The sequence below is a fragment of the Rudaea sp. genome (genome assembly GCF_036383415.1).
In the GTDB taxonomy this organism is placed as follows: Bacteria; Pseudomonadota; Gammaproteobacteria; order Xanthomonadales; family Rhodanobacteraceae; genus Rudaea.
The window spans coordinates 1-2,124 of the sequence record NZ_DASVOK010000235.1 but is presented as its reverse complement, the minus strand read 5'-3'; the positions used below and the strand labels follow the sequence as shown (position 1 = coordinate 2,124).

The window sequence follows — 2,124 nt, the reverse complement described above, 5'->3', positions numbered from 1 at the left end:
CGCCGCTTCCGCCGCGCCGGTGGCCGAGCCGCAACCGGCACGCGAATCGACGCCGGCGAAGAGCGCCGAGTCGCCACAGGTGGCGGTGGCGAAGCCCGCTCCCACGCCGGTTGTGGCCACTCCACCACCGAGCCCTGCGGTTGCCGAAAAGCCTGCGCCGACGGCGCCTGCAGCACCGCTACCCGCTCCGGCGACCACGGTCGCGACAATTTCTCCTGCGCCGTCGGCGAAAGCAATGCAGGTCGGACAGGCGGCGCCCGCTGCCGACACGGCAGCGATCAAGCATGCATTCGAAAACCAATTCAACCTTGGCCGCCCGGCGGTCGGGGCGATCGGTCCCGTGCTGTTGCGCAAGGGCGATGAAATCTTCGTCCGCGGTCCGGTACGCGCGGTCGTGAGGCGCGACCGCAATCACGTCGAGTTGTTCTGGGTCGAAGGTGAGCTCAACCTCGATCGCGCCGAACTGGTGAAGACTTCGACCGATCGCTATCGCGTCGACGAGGCGATACGCGATGTGGCCAATCCGAGCCTGCGCGCGATGCACAGCGAGCCGAAGATGTTCACCGCGCATCTGCCGGTGGCGAAGGTGCGCACCGACATGGAGCGGCATTTCAACGATGCGAAGGTCATCACCGCGAGCATGGGCGCTGGCGACCTGCGCTATGGCGATCTGTTCTACATCTACCGCAGCCACGCGGTCGTGTTCCGTCGCACCGACCTCGGTTTCGATCGCTACTGGCTCGAAGGCGAAATCGACCTGAACCAGTCGGGCGTGATCAAGAGCGGTGACGCTTACCGCATCGTCAGCGAGAAACTCTGAATCCGGCGATCTGAATCGAACGACGCGGCGCGCGATGCGTCGCGTTTTGTGGCCGGTCTGTCAGACCGAGGTCTCGATGCGCTGACGACGGAAGTACACGGCCGCGGCGATCATTCCGATGCCCGCGACAACCCCGAGCCACAAGTCGAGCGAGCCGAGTATGCCGACGATGTGATCCCAAGACAGAACAGCGCTGACGATGTCACCTTTGGCCAGGGCGATGTCGATATTGTCGCCGCTCTTGAATATACCGAAGATGCTACCGCCGAACGCGCCAAGCCAGCTGCCTGGAAGGAAGCCGAGTAGGATGCGGCCGACAATGTTCCGCCAGTACCACATGCTCGGCAGCGAAAGCTGCTGCATCAAGCCGACCATGCCGATCAGGATTCCAGTAATCAGCGGCAGCAGCACTGCCCACAGGAACGGCTTGGAGCGCACGAAACTCGAGCAGAGCAGCAGCCAACCTACGGTCGGTAACGCCCACAGCGCATTAATGGGAATTAGCAGAATCAGCCGGGCCCACAACGAGACGAGCAGCCGCGGGTTCCACAACAGTGGCAGCGGATTGACTCCTTTCAGCATCGCGTAGGCACTGATGATGAGCAGGAAAGCCAGATGCAGCACGATGACCGCGGCGATCGCGAACAACGGTGCGATCACAGCCGCCGCAGCGGCCTTGGACAGCACGGTGTGGAGGTCGGAGACTGGCAGCGATTTCCAAAATAGCACGCTGCGGTCGCGGCGATCGTCGTAGAGCGCGCCGAGCAGGTAGAAGAACACGACGAAGAACAGCGCGACCATGATGGGTACGGAGATAACCATCAAACCGGCGTTCAAACCCGAATTGAATAGCGCGATCTGGTCGGTCGTCATATTGCGCGAAATCGCATCGAGATTCATGCCGCCAAGGTTGATGCCGTGCCGAGATGCAGCGCTTTCCGCGATCATTAGCGTGAGTAGGGTAATCGCAATCATCACGCCTGCCGTGATCAGCGGCGCGCGTAGAAAGCCGCCGCGATTTTCCCAGTATTCGCGCTTGAGCAGCCAGAGGAAGGTTTGCATCGGATTCGATTTGGTCATTGCGGCTTGGCTGATTTCAGACGATGCGTTCATGCGTAGGTCCCCTTCATCGTCGCCACGAACAGGTCGGCGACGCTCGGCTTGTGCAGTTCTCCTAGCTGCGCGAGTTGCGTTTGCGGCACACCGTCGAACAGGAACACGGTCTTGCCGAAGATGCCGCGCTCGTTGAGCGGCTTGAGCGCGCGTGCCGCCTCGACCTTGTCCGGTCCGACCATGACTTCGGC

1 protein-coding gene and 2 pseudogenes are annotated in these 2,124 nt (G+C 62.0%); 1 reads left to right on the top strand and 2 read right to left on the bottom strand.

What is annotated here, in order from left to right:
• A pseudogene (locus tag VF497_RS09010) lies at positions 1–820 on the top strand (hypothetical protein); the annotation flags it as partial.
• 60 nt (positions 821–880) lie between these two features.
• Here the strand turns inward: VF497_RS09010 and VF497_RS09005 are convergent.
• On the bottom strand, positions 881–1,900 hold the full coding sequence (locus tag VF497_RS09005; RefSeq protein WP_330887843.1) for a hypothetical protein: 1,020 nt from the start codon (positions 1,898–1,900) through the stop codon (positions 881–883).
• A 29-nt stretch (positions 1,901–1,929) separates the two neighbouring features.
• Positions 1,930–2,124, bottom strand: a pseudogene (locus VF497_RS09000) (ABC transporter ATP-binding protein); the annotation flags it as partial.

What these genes read in the sequence shown, in the direction of transcription:
- VF497_RS09005 (WP_330887843.1), bottom strand. Translation starts at nt 1,900, where the DNA reads ATGACCAAATCGAATCCGATGCAAACCTTCCTCTGGCTGCTCAAGCGC.